The following is a 19,091-nucleotide window of genomic DNA, read 5'->3' as shown; positions in this document are numbered from 1 at the left end:
TTAAGTAACTTCGCATATTAATAGACCACATAATGACTTTCCGCGAAAAAACGAGAGTTCCACATTAGGAAGGCTTCGAGGGAGTTTTTATGATGCTAGGCAAGATAGGAGCGGCATGGGATAATACAGGAAAAACAGCACAGAATGCGGGGAGCGCAGGGATGCTTGGGTTTGTCGTAAATCCGGTAGCAGGGAACGGCAGAGGATTGTTGGTGTGGAAGTGTCTTGAGAAGGAACTGGTGAGGCGCAGAATCAGTTTTCGAGTCAAAATGACCAAAAAGCCGGGGGAAGCCAAAAACTTGGTTGTTTTGTTGTTGAAAAAAGAGGAAGTAAGCAAAATCATCGCTGTCGGAGGAGATGGAACGGTCAGTGAAGTGATCAATGGCATCGAAGAAGCGGGAAAGGCTTGTCCATTTGGACATATTCCGGCCGGTTCCGGCAATGATTTTGCCCGTGGACATTCTTTGGCAAGCGACCCTGTTGTCGCTCTGGAGCATATTTTGCAGGACAGAGGAAATAAGCGGATCGATTTGTTTCATGTCAACAGTCAAATAGCCGTCAATGCGGTTGGAGCCGGATTTGACGGAGAGGTAGCCAAGGTGACCAACGAAGCCGGATACAAACGCTGGCTAAATCGGCTACGTCTTGGTATGGTTGCCTATTTCATATCAGTGATCCGCGTCTTGTTTACATACCGACCCTGTTCGGTAAAGCTGAAGGTGGATGATCAGGAAATCAAGCTGGACCAGGTATGGCTGATTGCTGTGGCCAATATTCCCAATTACGGCGGAGGAATGCTGATCTGTCCGAATGCGATTCCGGACGATGGGAAAGCAGAGGTTTGCGTCGTCTGCAATGTTACGAGATGGTCACTTTTGCGGGCTTTCCCGCTGATTTACAAAGGGGCGCACGTCAGCCATCCCGGGGTACAGTTCTTTCAGGGGCGACGGATTGTGATCGAAGCCGAAAAGGAGCTGATCGTTCACGCAGATGGGGAAGTGATCGCTGCCACACCGGTTACCATTGAGGTAGCTCCGCAAAGGCAGGTAATCTATCTGTAAATGTAGGGATCTGGAAGACTTGCGTATCCTCGCGGGAGGAGAGCAGGTCTTTTTTTGAACAGCCGGAGATCATTGCGCCGGAGAACATGCATCAAAAGCCCGGTGAACAATTCTTTGCCATTTCTCTGGCAGGAAAAGTACTTTCTCCAAAAGAGCCTATTCAAATCACCCCTTTTATGCTTAACCGGTGCAGAGAATAATAAAAGCGTCTGAGAACAAAGCCCAGGCGCTGCTTTTTCGAAATGTTCCTTGCTTCTCGTTATTCTCGGTACGCCCGCAATTTTTGCGTGCCGTCAGTTGTCTGTTGAAAGAAGGAAGAGGCCTTAAACAAGCCGTTTGCAATGATTTCAGCCATTTCCATCACGACGAACAGACGGGTATTTTGCAGGACAAAGTACTCCATGAATCCTCCGACATTGACGATTCCGGTTACATGGAAGACACCGACGCTGGGGAGCTCTTTTTTCACACCTGCCCCCGGCTTGAGCGGGCCATCGATGACATTGATCTTGCCAACATTGCTGAATTGGCCCAGACAGGCATCAATCGCAATGATCATAGAGTGCGGGTGCTTGCTTTGGATGAATGATAGCTTTTCACTCAGATTGACGGCATGAACCGGATCTTCCAACGTACCGTATACATGTAAGGGGAGGGGCTTGTATGATGATAATTTACTGCCCACCAGGGGACCAAGTGCATCACCTGTCGAACGGTCCGTACCAATGCAAACGATGACAATTTCATCAAAATACGAATGAGCTTGAAAGCGCTCCACAAGATGTTCGGCCAATTGGTCAACAGCGGTCTCATTGCGATATTCAACGGTAAACGGCGGAAGAATACGATCCTTGTTATCCGACAAATTCATGACTACCCCCACTCCTGGCTATGGCCAAAATCATAGAGTATTCACAGTATAGTGCTGTCTTGGCGTTTTTATACCTCAAATGGAAACGTTGAGCAGGTTTCAAACAGTTTGCCAAATGCTGAAACTCTTATTTGCATGAAAAAAAGAGGGAGTGAAGGGGAAGAAAGAAGGGAACTGGCGCCGCCATGGCTGAACGAGTAAAATGAGGAGAAGTACGGAAGCAGGAAGGATGACTTTCATTTCGCTGCAAGAACGGACAATCAGGAGGGAGGGAAAGGTATGGGCCCAGATACCGTCTTGATCGCATTTGATTCCACGCAGCAGGCTTTGCGGGCGGAGATGTTGCTGGAGTATGCCGATATCGATATTGATACCCGTCCAACCCCAAAAGAGATCACGGCCGGTTGCGCCCTTTCCATTGAGTTTCCCGTGGATGATTATCATCAGGCCAGGGAAATCATTCTCGAACAACATGTAGAAATACGCGGCTACTTTCGTATGTTTGCAGACAGCTATCATGAAATCGATGAGACAGGCAACAGGAAGGTGCAGGATATATGAAAGAAGAGTTGGTAAAACAGGGGAACTGGTTGGAGATGCTTTATGAGAAGACCTTTGATTATGTTTCGGACCCGGAGATGTGGCTTCGCATTGGGCTGACTCTTTTACAAATTATATTGATTGTGTTTCTTTCCAAGATCGTTGTCACGATCGTGAAGGCAGCCGTCAATCGCATCTTTCAGCATCGTCAGGGAAGCAAGCTGCAAATGGAGCAGCGACGGGTAGACACCTTGCGTGTTTTGGTGAACAATGTCACCAGCTACGCGATCTATTTCTTGGCGATCCTGTTAATTCTGCAGCAGCTGGGTGTAGATTTAAGGCCGGTGCTGGTTAGTGCGGGGGTACTTGGTCTGGCTGTGGGGTTTGGCGCACAAAGCCTGGTACGTGATGTCATCACCGGATTTTTCATCATTTTCGAGGATCAGTTTGCGGTAGGTGATTTCGTAACGATCAACAACATGACGGGAACCGTTCAGGAGATTGGGTTGCGGATTACCCGGATTCGGAGCTGGACGGGAGAGGTTCATATTTTTCCCAATGGCACGATTACACATGTGACGAACTTTTCCCTTCATAATACGTTGGCTGTGGTGGATGTGTCAGTGCCCTACGAAGAAGATTTGGGGCGGATGGAGAGAATCATCATGGAAACGATGAAACAGGCCCAGGCCAACGTAGAGGAAATCGTCGGAGAACCGCAGTTTCTAGGAGTGCAGGCGCTCGGTCCATCCGAAGTGACTATGCGACTGACGGTTGAATGCAAGCCCAATACCCACCATGGGGTCAGCAGAAAATTGCGGGCCATGATCAGACAGGAATTGAGCAGGCAGGGCATTGAGATCCCGTATCCGCGTGTCGTCACTATGACGGGAAGAGGCTTCGATCAGGGGAAAAAACAAGCGGAATCGTAAAAGAAACGAAAGAGGGTCAACACCATGACCAAGACAAACGAAAAAGATGGAGAAAGGGGAGGATGGCATGCAGAGAAAGCATTTTGCTTTGAATGACGTGGTGCAAATGAAAAAGGCACATCCGTGCGGAACGAACGCCTGGAAGGTCATCCGCATGGGAATGGATATACGCATCAAATGTACTGGCTGTGATCACAGTGTGATGATTCCGCGACTCGAATTTGAGCGCAAAATGAAAAAGGTGCTGATTCACGCCGAGGGAGAGCCGGGTGAGCAAGCCTAAATGAAAAATCTGATTGACAAACCTGGTTGACAAACCTGGTAACGAGCCTTCGACTATTATTTTTCCACAGGTGGAAAAGCGAACAAAAATAGAAAAGCAGAAGGAAAAGAGGATGCGCCCGCAGAAGGGAGAGCATCCTTTTTTAGTAGCGATGTAATAGCAGGTAAGATTACAACAGAGGTGCGGTGCAAGCTTACCTTTAACGGACTGGATGGCGAAGTATAGGTTAGTTACAATCACAACCGACGATCACGAGCAGGATGAAGAGAACCAGAATGAGCGCGAAATCGTCGAAGCCGTTGAAGATACCCACTAGCTGACACCTCCTACCATGGATTCAATACCTATGCTATGTGGAAGTGGGCGAAGCGGTATGGGCAAATGTCTATGGTGGGTAAAATTAAGTTATGCACAATGTATCCACAGAAAATGTGGATAACAGCGGAAGGTGGAGCGGATTACGACAAGGGGGCTGTGGGCAAACGAGGTGAGGTCTTACGGTTATCCACAATGTTATTAACAAAACCAGAAATTCTTTGGATAATTGTGCGACGGTTAAGGAATATTTAAAAAATTTTTACTAATAAGAAGGAATTTTCAGTAATGGATATAATTAGACTATATAGCGAATCGTAGATATAGAGTAAAGGGGCGATTATGTTGAAAAAACGAGCTTTTGTTTCTCTCACTGCGCTGGCGATTGCTCTTTCCACTGTCAGCACACCATTTATTCCGTACAGTACACAAGTAGTAGCGGCCGCGGAAAGTGTGCCGGTGTTCAAGGACCGATCGGAGATACCGGATGCCTTCAAGTGGAAGCTCGAGCATATCTATGCGTCGGTGAAGGATTGGGAAAAGGATGTAAATAAAGTAGAGGAGCTGGCGAAGGCTTTCACCAAGCACCAGGGAAAACTGGGACAATCGGTTGACTCTCTGAAAAAGGCACTCGACGATTACAGCGAGATGATGAGACTGAACGACAAGGCGTATGTCTATGCCAATATGGCTCTGGACGTGAACTCCTCCAATTCCGAGCTGCAGGATCTGGCGGATCGCGCTGAGAAAATGTACACGTTGGTTTCCGAGAAAACGGCTTGGGTGAAGCCGGAAATCGTAGCGATTCCCGAAGACAAGATGAAGACCCTGCTCAATGCAAAAGAGCTGGCGCCGTATAAAATGATGCTGGAGGACCAGCTGCGTACGAAACAACACTCCTTGTCCAAAGAAATTGAGGAAATCCTCGCCAAATCAATGCCGCTTGGCAGCTCTCCGACAAATATTTACGGCATGCTGTCCAAAGACGTCCGTTTTCCAAAGATCAAGGACGAGAATGGCAAAGAAGTACAGTTGACCAGAGCCAACTTCGTTTCCTATATGGAAAGCAAAGATCAGCGGGTGCGAAAAGAGGCGTTCCAAGCCTATTACAAGGCTTTGACCGATTTTCAGGATACATTTGCCCAGACGCTGGCAGCCAAAGTAAAGGCTGACAACTATTATGCAAGCGTTCGCAATTACGATTCCGCTCTGGAAGCCAGCCTGACGCCGAACAATATTCCAACCAAGGTATACGACGAGCTGATCAAGACGGTCAATGACAATCTGCCGCTTATGCATCGCTATATTTCCTTGAAGAAGAAAATGCTGGGCGTGCCGGAGTTGCATATGTACGATATCTACGTGCCGATCGTGCCTTCCGATGACAAGTACATACCGTATGAGGAAGGCAAGAAAATCGTGATCGACGGCCTGAAAGCGATGGGTGATGATTACGTCAAAACCCTTGCTGACGGAATGGAGAGCGGCTGGGTAGACGTGTACTCCACAGACGACAAGCGAAACGGCGCGTATCAGTGGGGCGCCTACGACACCCATCCGTATGTGCTGCTGAACTACCAGGGTACGCTCGACGATGTCTTTACCATTGCCCACGAGATGGGGCATGCGATGCAGTCGTACTATACCAACAAAAATCAGCCGTACATTACGTCTGACTACCCGACGTTTACGGCCGAAGTGGCTTCCACGATGAACGAGACGCTTCTGTTCAAGAGCATGTACGCCCAGGCTAAAACCAAGGAAGAAAAAATGTACCTCTTGAATCACTATCTGGAGAACTTCCGCTCGACGTTGTTCCGTCAAACCCAGTTTGCTGAATTTGAACGGGTGATCCACGAAAAAGAGCAAGCCGGCGAATCGCTGAATGCGGAAGCCATCAAGAAAATCTATCTGGACATCAACAAGAAGTACTACGGCAAGGATATGGTGTCCGATGAAGAGATCGCGATGGAGTGGGCCCGTGTCTCCCATTTCTTCAACTACAAATACTATGTCTACCAATACTCCACCAGCTTTGCGGCGTCCCAGGCCCTGGCCAAACAGGTCATGGATGAGGGCGAGGCAGCCGTCGAGCGCATCCAGAAGAACTTCCTCGAAGCGGGCAACTCCGCACCGCCAATCGAAGTGCTGAAAGCAGCGGGAGTCGATATGTCTACTTCCAAGCCAATAGAGCAGGCGATGGAGATTTTTGAAGAGACGCTGAATGAGCTGGAAAAGCTGGTGAATGAGAAATAATAGTGAGAACGGGATTGAACGAACGAAAGAAAATCTATAGCCGAAAGAAGCAGAGGATGTATTCCTCCTGCTTCTTTTTTCTTTCCATTGTGTTTGTATCAGGATCATTCCAATACAGACATCTGATCAGGCTTCATGTCGATCATTTCCAATGTTTCTTCATAGGTCATCTTCAAAACGATGTAATAGTCCAGTGCCTTCATTATAAAATTCCGACGAAGCTCTTCCTGTTCATTTCTTGGCTCCGGAAGTGTTTCACCTGTATATACGGTGAAAAAGCGGGGGTTAAATGACTCCATAAAATAATCATCGGCATTAAGCTCCACCTGTATTTCTTTCGTGGACCCATCGCGCAGGGTGAGTAAATAATCAGCTGTGACCAGGTATCCGTCATCTTCGGCATTTCGCTTTGCTGCTAAGCTTTTCACCTGGACGGATTTTGCCGGTAAAATCCCTTCTTGTTGCAGCTCCAAGTAGGATTGTAATTCCCGGTGAACGGTTGATAGCTCCTTTCTGACTTTTTCCTGTTCATCGGGGCGAATATGCCAAGTGAGAGAGAAGTAGGCGTTCCAAAGCTCAGCTTCACTTTGTTGCTGAAATAGAGTAGGCCAGGCAATCGTCAGAATCTCTGTCATGCGGTTAAGAGTAGAATCCTGGTATTGCAATCGCTCAAGTATTTCAAGCTTTTTTCCATAGTCCGCGACTGGGGAAGCAGCTGGTTGAGGCTCCAAATTGGATAAAGTATCAGTGTTTGTGCAGCCGCTGCTCAGCAAAAAGGCGAGAGAGGCGAAAGCCAAGATTGTATGTTTATTCATAATTTTTTTATCCTTCCTTTCTTTGGAAACTGACATTTGTAAAATAAAGGTTATTATACCATTTAAAAACTATTTAGGGCTATGTCAGGATTGAAAATGACCTTATTCAGCACGTTAGTTCTGTCCTTAGCTACTACTGCTATTTTGCGAGCGAGTGATGTTGCACAAAATGAAAGGACCCACTGGATTTGAAAATGGCATAAAATCATTTTGATTTTTCGATAGTCCTGCGTACCTTTTTGAGGATACTCTTTGTTGTCTAAGTAGACGGCCATTGGGTTGACAGCCTCGGAACTGCCCCATATCAACTTTCTTTGACAACCGCTCTTTCTTTTACAAAGATAGAAGTAATCAATTTTCCACAGGGATTCGATTGTAATCCGAGACACAAGTTTTTATACTAGAAAGGATGTGAATGAAAAAAGATACAAGGAGTGTATATAGATGGGTGCATCTTGTGGCATTGTAGGACTTCCCAACGTAGGCAAGTCGACTCTGTTCAACGCAATTACGCAGGCGGGCGCAGAATCGGCCAACTATCCGTTCTGTACGATCGATCCCAACGTCGGGGTAGTCGAGGTGCCGGACCCGCGCCTGAACAAACTGACGGAAATCGTGGTGCCTAATAAAGTCGTTCCTACGGCGTTTGAGTTCGTTGACATTGCCGGCCTTGTAAAAGGAGCCAGCAAGGGTGAAGGGCTTGGCAACCAGTTTCTCGGCCATATCCGTGAAGTGGACGCAATCGCGCATGTGGTTCGCTGCTTTGAGGATGAGAACATCACACACGTTGCAGGACGCGTAGATCCGCTGAGCGATATTGAAACGATCAACCTGGAGCTGATCTTCGCCGATCTGGATTCTGTGGAGCGACGGATCGACCGCATTGGCCGCAAGGTAAAGGCCGGGGACAAAGAAGCAAAGCTTGAGCTGGATGTTCTGGAGCGTTTGAAGACAGCATTTGAAGCAGGCGAGTCTGCACGCAGCGTGGAAATCAGCGATGACGAGCAGAAGCTGATTCGCGATCTGCACCTGCTGACGATCAAGCCTGTCCTCTACGTGTGCAACGTAGCCGAAGACGGCATTCTCGATGCGGACAACAATCCGCATGTGCAGACAGTTCGCAAGTTTGCGGCTGAAGAAGGTGCGCAGGTGGTCGTTATCAGTGCAAAGGTTGAGGCAGAGATCGCCGAGCTGGAGGGCGAGGACAAGCAGATGTTCCTGGAAGAGCTGGGTCTGCAGGAATCCGGACTGGACCGTCTGATCCGCGCTGCTTATGAACTGCTCGGTCTGATTACCTACTTTACGGCTGGCGTGCAGGAAGTCCGCGCTTGGACGATTCGTCAGAACACCAAAGCACCGCAAGCGGCGGGCGTGATCCATACGGATTTTGAACGCGGCTTCATCCGTGCAGAAGTAATCGCCTATGACGATCTCGTGGAAGCAGGTTCGGTAGCGGCAGCCCGGGACAAAGGAAAATACCGTCTGGAAGGCAAGGAATACATCGTACAGGACGGAGATGTCATGCATTTCCGGTTTAATGTATAGAACTCTATCTTGCTTCGAATTAGGCTTTTTGCTATAATCTTTAAATGCGAGTATTTATGGAGTGCATGTTTTGTGCGTTTCTTTAGCACTCGCTCCTTGCCCGCTTGCGGGCCGCTAAGTCCATAAGGAGGTGAAAAGGTATGCGTCAATACGAAGTGATGTACGTATTGCGTCCAGACCTTGAAGAGGAGAAAGTCAAAGCCAACGTTGCTCGTTACAGCGATGTAATTACCAGCTTCGGCGGAGAAATCACCAAACTTCAAGAAATGGGCAAACGTCGTCTTGCTTATGAGATCCAAAAGTTCCGTGAAGGTTACTACGTTTTGATGAACTTCAAATCGAATGCTGATGCTGTTGCGGAAGCAGATCGTCTCATGAAAATTAACGACGACATTATCCGCTTCTTGTTCGTTCGTGACGAGAAGTAAACTGTCGAATCGGGCAGAGGGGGACCCAAGATGAATAAAGTCATTCTCATCGGCAACCTGACGAAAGATCCGGAGCTTCGCTATACGCCAAATGGCGTGGCTGTTACCACTTTTACCTTGGCGATCAACCGTCCGCGTGCCAACCAGGCAGGCGAGCGAGAAGCCGATTTCATCAATATTGTCGCCTGGCAAAAGCTTGCCGATCTGTGCGCTACCTATCTGCGCAAAGGCAGACAAGCTGCTGTCGAGGGCCGTTTGCAAACGCGCTCCTATGACAATAAGGAAGGAAAAAAGGTATACGTGACGGAAGTTGTTGCGGAAAACGTTCAGTTTCTGGGCGGAAAAGGTGGAGAAGGCACGGGCTATGATCCTGGCTTTGGCGGCAGCAAGCCGTCTGGCGGTCAGCGTGATGAGATGGATGCGTTTGGGGATCCCTTTGCGAATACGGGCAAGCCTATCAACATTTCGGATGATGACTTGCCGTTCTAATTGAAGGACACTCGATCGTATAACGTTCACATTTCCTGACAAAAGGAGGGACTTTCATGGCACGTAAAGGACGTCCAAATAAACGCCGCAAAGTATGCTTTTTCAAGGTAAATAAAATCAAGCATATCGATTACAAAGACATCGATCTGTTGAAAAAGTTTATCAGCGAGCGTGGCAAAATCTTGCCTCGTCGCGTAACTGGTACTTCGGCGAAATATCAACGTGCACTGACTGTAGCGATCAAACGCGCTCGTCAAGTAGCGTTGCTGCCGTACACCACTGAATAATTGATAAGCTAGAAAAGGGGGACACAATCGCGTGGCCCTCTTTTTTCCATATTGATTGATGGTTGGGGGTCGCTTTGTCGACCGCGAAGAGATACATAAAGAGGTGTCGCCATGCCTTTACAATCAAAACGATTGGCGGAAATCGCCCTGCTCTTGGGAATCGCAACGGCTCTTTTGATACTCAGTACATATACTGTAGCAGGCGTGTTTACTACGCTGCTGCTGCCCTTGCCATTTGTCTTCCTGGGGAGGAGGCAGTCGGGTTCATCCATTGTCTGGAGCATCGTCATTTTTACGTGTGTGGGCGGGCTTTTGGCAGGGATTGCTGCTGCCATGATGGCGGTGACGGTAGCCATCTGGGGAGCTGTGATGGGCAAGATATACGCCAAAAGCGAATCGGCGATTCCTGCGATTTTCGCTGGAGCCGCAGCGGTTTTTCTTGGATATCTGGCGATTTTGGCGCTATCCGCTTTCGTTTTTGGAGTCAATCTGAACGACATGTTTCAACGGGCCACTGAATTTAAGCCGCCGTTTATGCCACAGGAGCAATTTGACCAAGGAATCCAGTTTGTCAAAATGGTAATGCCGGCCTTCCTGGTCTTGATGAGTATCATACAGAGTGTGGTTACACACGGGCTCTCCCGCCTGCTTGGCTGGCTGATAAAATCACCTGTGCCAGCCCTGCCTCCGATCAGAGAGTGGTCCTTCCCGCGTTCCATTCTTTACTACTATTTTATCTGTATGATCAGTATTCTGTTGATGAGCGATGAGTGGGACGGATCGTTTTGGACAAGCGCCGTGTTCAACGTCAAGGTGATGCTGGATGTGGTCCTGACCCTGCAGGGACTTTCTTTCTGTTTGTTTGCCATTCATTTGTACAACAGGAAGGTATTGGCTCCTGTGCTCATTGTCTCTCTATTTATTTTTCCTCCGCTAACCACTATACTTAGCTTATTAGGCATCTTTGATTTGGGAATTAATTTGCGAAAAAGACTGGAAACAAGAGTGAAGAGGGGCTGAGGGAATGCCCAAATTCCTATTAAAGCGCTGGTATGGGCTGCATATGGTCCTGGCTCTTACCTTTAGCTTGCTGTTGTTGGGAATTTTGACGCTTCATCATTGGATGTACGGAGCTATCGGGATTATCTGCCTGATCGGGCTCGTGATTTATGTCCTGCAGGCAGAAAAAGGCTTTCAGCGGGATCTTCGTTTGTATCTGGCTACGGTCACGCACCGGGTAAAGAAGGCAGGCGAAGGCGTCATCCAGGAAATGCCGATTGGGATATTGTTGTACAACGAAGAGAAGATCATCGAGTGGGTAAATCCCTATATGACCAATATGTCCGGGGAAGAAATGATGATTGGGAAAAGCCTTCCCGATGTCTTTCCTCATCTGGTTCTGAAGCCGGACCAAAAAAGACTGGAGTTTGTCTACAACGAACGGACCTATGAAGTGCTTGTCCGCGCAGATGAGCGTCTGCTTTACTTTACGGACATTACCAGCTTCAAAGAGCTGACGCTTCGCTATCATCGTGAAAAGGCCGTTTTGGCGATCATTCATCTGGACAATCTGGATGAGGTTGGGCAAGTGATGGACGATCAAAGCCGGACACTGCTGTCAACGAGCGTCGCAGGCGTCATTACGGAATGGGCCAATCGGCACGGCATCTATCTGCGCCGCGTTTCTTCCGACAAGTTTCTCGGACTGATGGAGCGGGAGGCGCTGGATAAGCTGGAAGAAAGCCGTTTTGACATTCTCGATGTGGTGCGGGAGATGACGGCTGACAACAAAATTCCGATCACGCTGAGCATTGGAGCGGGTGCTGCGGCCAATTCCTACATCGAATTGGGACAAATGGCGCAGTCCAGCCTGGATATTGCTCTCGGTCGCGGGGGCGATCAGGCGGCTGTCAAGATCGGCAACAAGCTGACGTTTTTTGGCGGAAAATCAAACGCTGTGGAAAAACGAACGCGCGTCCGCGCAAGGGTGATTGCCCACGCGCTGCGCGATCTGATTCGCGAGGCAGAGCATGTGATCGTCATGGGGCACAAGCAGCCGGACATGGACTCCATCGGCGCTTCGCTCGGGGTGCTGAAGGCTGTACAGCTTCACAATAAAGATGCCTATATCGTCATGGATGAAGGCAATTCGTCCGTGGACCGCTTGATGAAAGAAATATACGCGCATGAGGAGCTGGCCGAGGCTTTCCTCACACCGGAGCAGGCGATCCGCATGATTACCGGGCGCACCTTGCTGGTCATTGTCGATACGCACCGGCCATCCCTGGTGATCGAGCCTCGACTGCTGGAGGAGACGAGCCGCATCGTCGTCATTGACCACCACAGGCGCTCTGAGGAATTTATCGAGCCTGTGCTGTTGTATCTGGAGCCGTATGCATCCTCTACCTCTGAGCTGGTGACGGAGCTGTTGCAGTATCAGAGCGAACGTCTGAACATTGACAGCCTGATCGCCACTGCTTTGTTGGCGGGGATCGTGGTGGATACCAAAAGCTTTGCTTTCCGCACCGGCTCGCGAACCTTTGAAGCGGCCTCATTCCTTCGCCGGAATGGCGCAGATACGGCGGCGGTGCAGCGCTTGCTCAAAGAAGATTTGAATCAATACGTGAAGCGGGCCCGGGTCATCATGAACACCGAGAAGTACCGGGATAATATGGCGATTGCCGTCGGTGACCCGAGTGAAGAATTTACACAAGTACAGGTGGCTCAGGCAGCCGAACAACTGTTGACGCTGTCAGGCATCCAAGCCTCCTTCGTCGTCGCCAGAAGAGCGGATGATACGGTTCTGATCAGCGCCCGCTCACTGGGCGACATTAACGTCCAGTCGATTATGGAGCATATGGGCGGAGGCGGTCATCTGACTGCGGCAGCCAATCAGATCGAGGGTATTTCCTTAAAAGAGGCAGTCAGACGCTTGAAGGAAGCGATCGACGAGGTGATCTAGAGCTGCTGTCTAGAAAAGGAGGAAACGTTTTATGAAAGTAATTTTTCTGAAAGACGTGAAGGGTCAAGGGAAAAAAGGTGAAGTGAAGGATTTGTCGGAGGGCTACGTACGCAATTTCCTGCTGCCGCGGGGATTGGTCAAAGAAGCTACCGATGCCAATATGAAAACGCTGGATGCCCAGCAGCGCAGCGAAGCCAAGCGCAAAGAGCAGGAGAAGATCGACGCTCAGGAGCTGGCTGAAAAAATGAACGAGCTTACCGTGAAGGTAACGGGCAAAGCTGGGGACGGCGGCCGCCTGTTCGGTGCTATTTCGAGCAAGCAAGTCGCACAGGCACTGGAAGATCAATTCCAAATCAAGCTGGACAAACGCAAGCTGGAGATGGAAGCGATTCGCGCGCTGGGTGTGACCCAGGTGAAAGTAAAGCTGCATAATGAAGTAACCGCTACCCTCAAGGTGCATGTTGTCGAGGAAAAGTAAGCAAGGATTGTACAGCCGGATAGCCGGTTAGAAGAGATGAATTCAGGACAAGTGAGGGGTGTGACGTGAGCGACCTGTTTTTGGACCGTGTGCCGCCGCAAAACAACGAAGCGGAACAGTCAGTTTTGGGGGCCGTGTTCTTATCGAAGGAAGCTCTCATCACGGCAATCGAGATTCTTCGACCCGAGGATTTTTACAAGACTGCCCATCAGCGAATCTTTAAAACCATGCAGGACCTTTATGACAAAGGGGAGCCGGTCGACCTGGTGACGGTGACGGCGGAGCTGCAGGATCACAAGCTGTTGGATGAAGTGGGCGGGGTTCCGTATCTAACGGAGATTGCCAGCTCGGTTCCGACTGCGGCCAACATCGAATACTACGCAAAAATTGTGGAGGAAAAATCGCTGCTCCGGCGATTGATCCTCACTGCAACGAAAATTGCCAATGATGGATATTCCCGTGAGGACGAGGTCGGGGAAATCATCGCCGATGCCGAGAAATACATTCTGGAGATTGCCCAGAATCGCAACAGCGGCGGGTTTACATCGATTCGGGATGTGCTGCTTGAAACCTATGAACGAATTGAGTTTCTCAGCCAGAGGCGCGGAGATGTCACTGGTATTCCTTCAGGATATCCAGATTTGGACAAGATGACCGCTGGTTTTCAGCGAAGTGACCTGATTATTTTAGCAGCGCGTCCCTCTGTAGGGAAAACAGCGTTTGCCCTGAATGTCGCCCAGAATGTAGCCGCCCGGGCAGGCGAAACGGTCGCGATCTTCTCGCTGGAGATGGCAGCCTCACAGCTCGTTCAGCGGATGATCTGTGCGGAAGGCAATCTCGACGCCTCCCGCATGCGCTCCGGCTGGCTGGAAGAGGATGACTGGCAAAAGCTGACCATGGCCATCGGGACCTTGGCAAAAGCGCCGATTTATATCGATGATACGCCGGGTGTAACGGTGCAGGACATTCGTGCCAAATGTCGCCGGCTTCAGGCGGAGCGCGGCCTCGGCATGATTCTGATTGACTATTTGCAGTTGATTCATGGGCGGGGAAAAGGCGACAACCGTCAACAAGAGGTGTCGGAAATCTCTCGTACCCTGAAAGGAATTGCCAGGGAATTGAATGTACCGGTCATCGCTTTGTCACAGCTCAGCCGCTCGGTGGAGCAGCGTCAAGACAAGCGGCCGATGATGTCAGATATTCGTGAATCCGGTTCGATTGAGCAGGACGCCGATATCGTTGCCTTTCTGTATCGCGACGACTATTATGACAAGGAATCGGAAAACAAAAATGTAATTGAAATCATCATTGCCAAGCAGCGGAACGGTCCGACGGGAACGGTAGAGTTGGCATTTTTGAAGGAATTTAACAAATTTGTCAGCCTGGATAACCGCTATCGCGATGCGGCCGGATAGGAACGGCCCGTCTTTTGCGAACGATTATGGAATGACAGACTCGATACATTTGAGGGAACTTCCAGAAAAGCCGGAACTATATCCGGCTTTTTTTCTATTATGAAAATACCGAACGTATAAAGTTGTCAATTACTTAACGTTCGTATTTTCATTGACATGCGGTGGTTCCTTTAGTACACTTAGATTGTTTCAGGCCCAATAAGCCAATGATGAAATCAGGAGGTGTTTTTCGATGTCAACAGTTGTTGTCGTCGGAACCCAATGGGGCGATGAAGGTAAAGGAAAGATTACTGATTATCTAGCGGAAAGCGCGGAGGTTGTGGCCAGGTACCAAGGCGGTAACAACGCGGGTCACACCATTATTTTTGGCGGTAACAAATACAAGCTGCATTTGATTCCATCCGGAATTTTTTATACAGATAAAACATGCGTGATCGGAAACGGGATGGTGATTGATCCCAAAGCACTGGTAACAGAGCTGGAGTACATCCACAGCTTTGGTTTCTCCACCCAAAACCTGAAAATCAGCGATCGTGCACACGTGATCCTGCCTTATCACATCAAGCTGGACAGCGTGGAAGAAGAGAGCCGTGGACAAAACAAGATCGGAACCACGCGCAAAGGGATTGGTCCAGCTTACATGGACAAAGCGGCCCGCATCGGTATCCGCATTGCTGACCTGCTGGACAAAGATGAGTTTGCCCGCAAGCTGGAGCGCAACCTCGCTGACAAAAATATGCTGCTTGAAAAGCTGTATAATACCAGCGGTTTCAACCTGGAAGAAGTGCTGGAAGAGTACCTCGGTTACGCGGAAATTATCCGTCCGTATGTAGCGGATACCTCTGTCGTACTGAATGACGCGATCGATCAGGGCAACCGTGTCCTGTTTGAGGGAGCGCAAGGGGTTCTGCTCGACATCGACCAAGGCACATACCCGTATGTGACGTCGTCTAACCCGATCGCGGGCGGGGTGACCATCGGTTCCGGTGTCGGTCCGACGAAGATCAATCAAGTAATTGGTGTAGCCAAATCGTACACCACGCGTGTGGGCGATGGTCCGTTCCTGACTGAACTGACGGATGAGACGGGCGACCACATTCGCGAAGTCGGCTTTGAATACGGTACGACCACTGGCCGTCCGCGCCGTGTCGGCTGGTTTGACAGTGTCGTCGTTCGTCATGCTCGCCGCGTCAGCGGGATTACTGGTCTGGCAATTACCAAACTGGATACCCTGTCTGGCATTGATACCCTGCGCATTTGCACAGCGTACAAATACAATGGCGAACTGATTGAGTCTTTCCCGGCGAACCTGAACCAACTGGCAAAATGCGAGCCTGTGTACGAAGAGTTGCCAGGCTGGAAAGAGGATATTACCGGCGTTCGCAGCCTGAACGAGCTGCCTGAAAATGCACGTCATTACATCGAGCGTATCACTCAGCTTACAGGCATTCCGCTCTCCATCTTCTCGGTGGGGCCGGATCGTGAGCAAACTGTGATTGTTCGCGGTATTTACGGATAAGTGCAAACCCCGTCCATGAGTGGGCGGGGTTTTTTGTGTATCGTCGCGCCTGGGACGCAGGTACATAGAAAAAGGGAAAAGCCGTGGCACTTTTTTTCCGTACGGACAGACACGAAACGGGATCGTCTGGGCATATGGTAAGGCATATCAAGGAAAAATGAGGTGGTCATGATGATGGGGTTTGATCAGAAGGCGATGAAGCTCCTGGGCAAGAATGTTCAGGTGAAAATGTTTAACGGAGTCGTCATCAAGGGAACCATGACTCATTTTAACAACGGCTATCTTTGCTTTATCACAACCTACAAAAAACGGGACGATGGAAAAACGACAATTCGGCGGTTAGCCGTAAAAGACATTACCTCGATGGTTGAGGTGTAAGCTTCTCATGCCAAACAACAAATAGCCACCTGTCCAGGCAAGGACAAGGTGGCTTCGTTCTACTAAATCACGCCGCCGTGGGCTTCAATGATTTGGGTGGCTTCGTCTCCACGTTCCTCGGGAACCACGGCAGTCAGCAGAATGCTGCCGAGCCGTTCATCTCCGCGATCTGCCATACCGCTGGCATCCGGTCCCGCAGCTGCCAGAATGCTGGCATCACGGCCGCTTGGAAAGTCTCCGGCCTCTGTCAGTGAGGCCAGACTCGGAATATCGCCGGTAATGGGATTAGTGATGTTCTGAATACCGTCGCCAGGATATTGGCCGATCTGGGCGATCTGAATGGTCTCGAATCCGGCCTGACGAAGCGAAGCGGCTGCTTTTTCTGCGGCTTCTACCGTTTTGAACCCGGCCAGAATATTACGTTCCTTCACAGGTTGTCTCTCCTCTCATGCTGTTGTTGATAAAAAATCCCAGATACGATGAGCCTATTATGCGACGGACGGTCAAAAACTATTCGACGGTATTTTACACTTGATGTTGTCGGTATTTTTGTGGTAAAGTCGACATAGTTGATTTCATTAGGCAATTTGGCAGATAATTGGAAACTAATATATGGGATATTCGACCTAGTAAATTTCGTATAAATATTCGAAATCGTTACGTACATGAAGGAGATGTATCGTTTTCAGGAGGGACAAGGTATGCAAAGCGCCGAATGGATGGCGAAGCTGCAAAATCAGACAAAGCGATTTGTCGAAGCGAGCAGCACAGCTACAAAACGCGCGGTCGAGCGAGCAATCACGTTTGTCCGTACTTACAAAAAACAAACTCTAACCATCGCAGCAGGACTGCTACTGACGACAGCAATTGGGGCATCCGCCAACTATTATTACAAGAGCAACATCATTTCGATCTACCACGTGGCTGTAAATGGCCAGGAAATCGGCATCGTCAACGATCCGCAGGTGGTACATACGTGGACGAAGGCAAAATTGGAAGAGGAAAAGGCAAAACACGGCCTGAACTTGACCATGTCGGATTACATAACGTTTAGCGAAGAACAACTGTACAAAGGACAATATGATAACGAGGCAGCCATCAAAGCACTGTCGGATATTGCCGACATCAAAGTAGAGGCTGTCAAATTGGTCGTTGACGGAAATGTGATTGGGTATGCGGAAAGCAAAGAAGCGGCAGAGAAAGCACTAACTGTCGTAAAGGAGAAATTTTCCGGCATTCCGCTGGAACACGTCAAGAAACAAACGGTGGCAGCGGCCTCTATCGGTCAACCGAAAGCTCCTCTCGGTGTAGAAGTATCGATCAAAGAAGACGTAAAGATGGAGGGCGACTCGGTTACTGCTGCGCAGGTTTTGCCGGTGGACAAGCTGGAGGAGCTGCTGTCCAAAGGCACGTTTAAGCAGGTTACCCATACCGTAGTGGAAGGCGACTGCGTTGGTTGCATTGCCAAGAAGTACGGCATTACCTCAAAGGATATCTATGCAAACAATCCGGGGATTACGGAAAATACATTGCTCCAGCTGGGACAGCAGATTAATGTAACGGCCCTGCGCCCGCTGGTGACCGTTCAGGTAAAAGAAGAAGTGACGGAAAAGGAAGCAATTCCATTTGCGACACAAATTCAAAATAACGAAAAATTGCCAAAAGGCGAGTCAAAGGTCGTCCAGGAAGGAAAAGAAGGCAGCAAATCTGTCCGTTATCAGGTCGTGAAAGAAAATGGACAAGTTGTCGAGAAGAAAATCCTGGAACAAGAAGTGATCAGCCAACCAGTGGTCAAAATCGTAGAGCGCGGAACAAAAGTGATTCCTTCTCGTGGGACAGGCCGTCTCGCCTGGCCGGCAAGAGGTACCATCAGCAGCGGGTTTGGCATGAGATGGGGACGTCTCCACAAGGGAATTGACATCGCCGGTTCGGGTGCTGTACGTGCAGCGGACAACGGTCGCGTCGTCTCTGCAGGTTGGGATGGCGACTACGGGAAAGCGATCCTGATCGACCATGGAAATGGCATGCAAACCCGCTACGGCCATCTGAATTCCATCAATGTAAAGGTGGGAGACGTGGTTTCCCAAGGAAAACAAATTGGGGTCATGGGTTCTACCGGTCAATCTACAGGTGTCCACCTGCATTTTGAGGTTATACAAAATGGACGAGTTCAAAACCCGGTTCGTTTCCTGAAATAGACTGGAAAGTTTGACCATATTCAAAAAAGAGACAAGGGGCTCCTCTCCGATATCGAGAGGACCTCTTTTTTTTCGTTCCGAAGCAAAGGCAGCACGCGTGAGCAGCATAATGGCTCGATCCCAACTCAGCGGCCTTAACTCAGCGGCTCAACTCAGCGGCCTTAACTCAGCGGCTCAACTCAGCAGTCTCAACTCAGCAACCCCAACTCAGCGGCCCCAACCTGGCGCAGCCAAGTTTTCTCATGCGCTGCGGGGAGAAGCGTCAGAAGTGGCAGTCTGCTACAATGGGATGAGAAGGATTATCCGTACGCCAAGTGGA

The 19,091-nt window shown here is 49.5% G+C and carries 20 protein-coding genes; 16 read left to right on the top strand and 4 right to left on the bottom strand.

The features are described from left to right. The first annotated feature begins 92 nt into the window (after positions 1-92). Positions 93-1,061 carry a diacylglycerol/lipid kinase family protein gene (locus NDK47_RS27455; protein WP_251872879.1) on the top strand — a complete coding sequence of 323 codons (969 nt, stop codon included), beginning with the start codon at positions 93-95 and terminating at the stop codon, positions 1,059-1,061. A gap of 259 nt (positions 1,062-1,320) precedes the next feature. Here the strand turns inward: NDK47_RS27455 and yyaC are convergent, their stop codons facing one another. Beyond that, entirely contained in the window at positions 1,321-1,932 is a 612-nt protein-coding gene (yyaC, locus tag NDK47_RS27450) for a spore protease YyaC (protein ID WP_251872878.1), read from the bottom strand. 279 nt (positions 1,933-2,211) lie between these two features. Between yyaC and NDK47_RS27445 the strand changes: the two genes are divergently transcribed. The 3 genes from NDK47_RS27445 to NDK47_RS27435 all read left to right on the top strand — a co-directional run bounded on the left by NDK47_RS27445 (position 2,212) and on the right by NDK47_RS27435 (position 3,687). Then, positions 2,212-2,493, top strand: coding sequence for a putative Se/S carrier protein (locus tag NDK47_RS27445; RefSeq protein WP_251872877.1), 282 nt, complete (start codon positions 2,212-2,214; stop codon positions 2,491-2,493). Further along, entirely contained in the window at positions 2,490-3,404 is a 915-nt protein-coding gene (locus tag NDK47_RS27440; protein ID WP_251872876.1) for a mechanosensitive ion channel family protein, read from the top strand. Before NDK47_RS27445 ends, NDK47_RS27440 begins: the two co-directional genes overlap by 4 nt. Positions 3,405-3,471: 67 nt before the next feature. Further along, on the top strand, positions 3,472-3,687 hold the full coding sequence (locus NDK47_RS27435) for a DUF951 domain-containing protein (RefSeq protein ID WP_251872875.1): 216 nt from the start codon (positions 3,472-3,474) through the stop codon (positions 3,685-3,687). A 226-nt stretch (positions 3,688-3,913) separates the two neighbouring features. Here the strand turns inward: NDK47_RS27435 and NDK47_RS27430 are convergent, their stop codons facing one another. Beyond that, entirely contained in the window at positions 3,914-4,000 is an 87-nt protein-coding gene (locus NDK47_RS27430) for a YjcZ family sporulation protein (RefSeq protein ID WP_016739383.1), read from the bottom strand. A 347-nt stretch (positions 4,001-4,347) separates the two neighbouring features. Here NDK47_RS27430 and pepF point away from each other — a divergent pair, with 347 nt between their 5' ends. After that, a complete protein-coding gene (gene pepF / locus NDK47_RS27425; RefSeq protein WP_322112108.1) occupies positions 4,348-6,258 on the top strand; it encodes an oligoendopeptidase F in 1,911 nt (636 codons plus the stop codon). Positions 6,259-6,362: 104 nt separating this feature from the next. Here pepF and NDK47_RS27420 read toward each other — a convergent pair whose 3' ends face one another. Continuing rightward, the gene (locus tag NDK47_RS27420) at positions 6,363-7,109 is read right to left on the bottom strand and encodes a hypothetical protein (RefSeq protein ID WP_251872873.1); all 747 of its coding nucleotides are present in this window, start codon (positions 7,107-7,109) and stop codon (positions 6,363-6,365) included. A gap of 408 nt (positions 7,110-7,517) precedes the next feature. Between NDK47_RS27420 and ychF the strand changes: the two genes are divergently transcribed. From ychF to NDK47_RS27370, 10 genes are all read left to right on the top strand, one after another. After that, positions 7,518-8,618, top strand: coding sequence for a redox-regulated ATPase YchF (gene ychF / locus NDK47_RS27415; RefSeq protein WP_251872872.1), 1,101 nt, complete (start codon positions 7,518-7,520; stop codon positions 8,616-8,618). A gap of 140 nt (positions 8,619-8,758) precedes the next feature. Then, positions 8,759-9,046: a 30S ribosomal protein S6 gene (rpsF, locus tag NDK47_RS27410; RefSeq protein WP_251872871.1), complete on the top strand. Its 288-nt coding sequence runs from the start codon at positions 8,759-8,761 to the stop codon at positions 9,044-9,046. A gap of 30 nt (positions 9,047-9,076) precedes the next feature. Next, complete coding sequence (locus NDK47_RS27405) at positions 9,077-9,535, top strand: single-stranded DNA-binding protein (protein ID WP_251872870.1); 459 nt, start codon at positions 9,077-9,079, stop codon at positions 9,533-9,535. Between the two features lie 56 nt (positions 9,536-9,591). Continuing rightward, positions 9,592-9,822 (top strand): 30S ribosomal protein S18, encoded by a 231-nt coding sequence (gene rpsR, locus NDK47_RS27400; RefSeq protein ID WP_251872869.1) that lies wholly within the window; start codon positions 9,592-9,594, stop codon positions 9,820-9,822. 111 nt (positions 9,823-9,933) lie between these two features. Further along, on the top strand, positions 9,934-10,842 hold the full coding sequence (locus tag NDK47_RS27395; protein ID WP_251872868.1) for a DUF2232 domain-containing protein: 909 nt from the start codon (positions 9,934-9,936) through the stop codon (positions 10,840-10,842). Positions 10,843-10,846: 4 nt separating this feature from the next. Continuing rightward, on the top strand, positions 10,847-12,784 hold the full coding sequence (locus NDK47_RS27390; RefSeq protein ID WP_251872867.1) for a DHH family phosphoesterase: 1,938 nt from the start codon (positions 10,847-10,849) through the stop codon (positions 12,782-12,784). Between the two features lie 31 nt (positions 12,785-12,815). Next, entirely contained in the window at positions 12,816-13,262 is a 447-nt protein-coding gene (gene rplI / locus NDK47_RS27385; RefSeq protein ID WP_251872866.1) for a 50S ribosomal protein L9, read from the top strand. 65 nt (positions 13,263-13,327) lie between these two features. Beyond that, complete coding sequence (gene dnaB / locus NDK47_RS27380) at positions 13,328-14,677, top strand: replicative DNA helicase (RefSeq protein WP_251872865.1); 1,350 nt, start codon at positions 13,328-13,330, stop codon at positions 14,675-14,677. Between the two features lie 232 nt (positions 14,678-14,909). Next, positions 14,910-16,196, top strand: coding sequence for an adenylosuccinate synthase (locus NDK47_RS27375; protein WP_251872864.1), 1,287 nt, complete (start codon positions 14,910-14,912; stop codon positions 16,194-16,196). 174 nt (positions 16,197-16,370) lie between these two features. Continuing rightward, on the top strand, positions 16,371-16,574 hold the full coding sequence (locus NDK47_RS27370; protein ID WP_251872863.1) for a hypothetical protein: 204 nt from the start codon (positions 16,371-16,373) through the stop codon (positions 16,572-16,574). Between the two features lie 62 nt (positions 16,575-16,636). Here NDK47_RS27370 and NDK47_RS27365 read toward each other — a convergent pair whose 3' ends face one another. Further along, positions 16,637-17,005, bottom strand: a complete 369-nt coding sequence (locus tag NDK47_RS27365; protein WP_251872862.1) for a hypothetical protein — start codon at positions 17,003-17,005, stop codon at positions 16,637-16,639. Between the two features lie 270 nt (positions 17,006-17,275). Between NDK47_RS27365 and NDK47_RS27360 the strand changes: the two genes are divergently transcribed. Then, the gene (locus NDK47_RS27360) at positions 17,276-18,772 is read left to right on the top strand and encodes a M23 family metallopeptidase (RefSeq protein WP_251872861.1); all 1,497 of its coding nucleotides are present in this window, start codon (positions 17,276-17,278) and stop codon (positions 18,770-18,772) included. Positions 18,773-19,091 lie beyond the last annotated feature (319 nt).

It is taken from the genome of Brevibacillus ruminantium (assembly GCF_023746555.1).
GTDB lineage: Bacteria > Bacillota > Bacilli > Brevibacillales > Brevibacillaceae > Brevibacillus > Brevibacillus ruminantium.
The sequence above is the reverse complement of the archived record's forward strand: the minus strand, read 5'-3'. Positions and strand labels throughout refer to the sequence as shown.

Excerpts from the sequence above, each read along its gene's own strand:
- NDK47_RS27435 (WP_251872875.1), top strand. The coding sequence starts at position 3,472 with ATGCAGAGAAAGCATTTTGCTTTGAATGACGTGGTGCAAATGAAAAAG.
- NDK47_RS27405 (WP_251872870.1), top strand. The coding sequence starts at position 9,077 with ATGAATAAAGTCATTCTCATCGGCAACCTGACGAAAGATCCGGAGCTT.
- rplI (WP_251872866.1), top strand. The coding sequence starts at position 12,816 with ATGAAAGTAATTTTTCTGAAAGACGTGAAGGGTCAAGGGAAAAAAGGT.
- NDK47_RS27455 (WP_251872879.1), top strand. The coding sequence starts at position 93 with ATGCTAGGCAAGATAGGAGCGGCATGGGATAATACAGGAAAAACAGCA.
- NDK47_RS27375 (WP_251872864.1), top strand. The coding sequence starts at position 14,910 with ATGTCAACAGTTGTTGTCGTCGGAACCCAATGGGGCGATGAAGGTAAA.
- rpsR (WP_251872869.1), top strand. The coding sequence starts at position 9,592 with ATGGCACGTAAAGGACGTCCAAATAAACGCCGCAAAGTATGCTTTTTC.
- rpsF (WP_251872871.1), top strand. The coding sequence starts at position 8,759 with ATGCGTCAATACGAAGTGATGTACGTATTGCGTCCAGACCTTGAAGAG.
- NDK47_RS27395 (WP_251872868.1), top strand. The coding sequence starts at position 9,934 with ATGCCTTTACAATCAAAACGATTGGCGGAAATCGCCCTGCTCTTGGGA.
- NDK47_RS27370 (WP_251872863.1), top strand. The coding sequence starts at position 16,371 with ATGGGGTTTGATCAGAAGGCGATGAAGCTCCTGGGCAAGAATGTTCAG.
- NDK47_RS27360 (WP_251872861.1), top strand. The coding sequence starts at position 17,276 with ATGCAAAGCGCCGAATGGATGGCGAAGCTGCAAAATCAGACAAAGCGA.
- yyaC (WP_251872878.1), bottom strand. The coding sequence starts at position 1,932 with ATGAATTTGTCGGATAACAAGGATCGTATTCTTCCGCCGTTTACCGTT.
- NDK47_RS27445 (WP_251872877.1), top strand. The coding sequence starts at position 2,212 with ATGGGCCCAGATACCGTCTTGATCGCATTTGATTCCACGCAGCAGGCT.
- ychF (WP_251872872.1), top strand. The coding sequence starts at position 7,518 with ATGGGTGCATCTTGTGGCATTGTAGGACTTCCCAACGTAGGCAAGTCG.
- NDK47_RS27390 (WP_251872867.1), top strand. The coding sequence starts at position 10,847 with ATGCCCAAATTCCTATTAAAGCGCTGGTATGGGCTGCATATGGTCCTG.
- NDK47_RS27440 (WP_251872876.1), top strand. The coding sequence starts at position 2,490 with ATGAAAGAAGAGTTGGTAAAACAGGGGAACTGGTTGGAGATGCTTTAT.
- NDK47_RS27420 (WP_251872873.1), bottom strand. The coding sequence starts at position 7,109 with ATGTCAGTTTCCAAAGAAAGGAAGGATAAAAAAATTATGAATAAACAT.